A 539-nucleotide genomic window follows, 5' to 3' on the forward strand; every position below is an offset into this window, starting at 1 on the left:
AAGTTCACCGTTTGGCTAACGCTCTCGCCGCTTGGATCGGTAGCCGTAAAGGTCAATGCTTCTGAGCCGTTCCAGTCCGCGGTTGGAGTGAACGTAGCAATGCCATTGACGATCGCCACTTGAATGTTGCTATTACCAGAAACGCTGAAGCTCAGCTCGCCATCCACATTATCCACATCGCTGAAAGCGGTATTTAGATCGATGCTGTATGGCGTGAAATCTTCCGCCAAGGTTTGGTCTGCAATGTTGCTCTCAACCACAGGCGTGTCGTTCACCGCATTCACGGTGACGTTGACCGTGGCTTGGTCAGTCAGCGAACCATCGGTGACGGTATAAGTGATTTCGACATCACCATTGAAGTTCTCGGCCGGTGTGAACACCAACTTGCCGTCAACAATCTCAACTGTACCTTGTGTTTCAGGTACGGAAGCTGATTGAATAGACAGCGTATCGCCATCAATATCAGTATCGTTTGGCAGGACATCAATCGTCACTGGCGTGTCTTCGTCAGTAACGGCATTGTCATTGGTCGCCACTGG

1 protein-coding gene is annotated in these 539 nt (G+C 50.6%); it reads right to left on the bottom strand.

Annotated features, from left to right (window positions below):
- On the bottom strand, window positions 1–539 hold a 539-nt coding region (locus tag R7Q11_RS28845; protein WP_225467305.1), incomplete at both ends, for an Ig-like domain-containing protein.

It is taken from the genome of Vibrio sp. 970 (assembly GCF_033339075.1).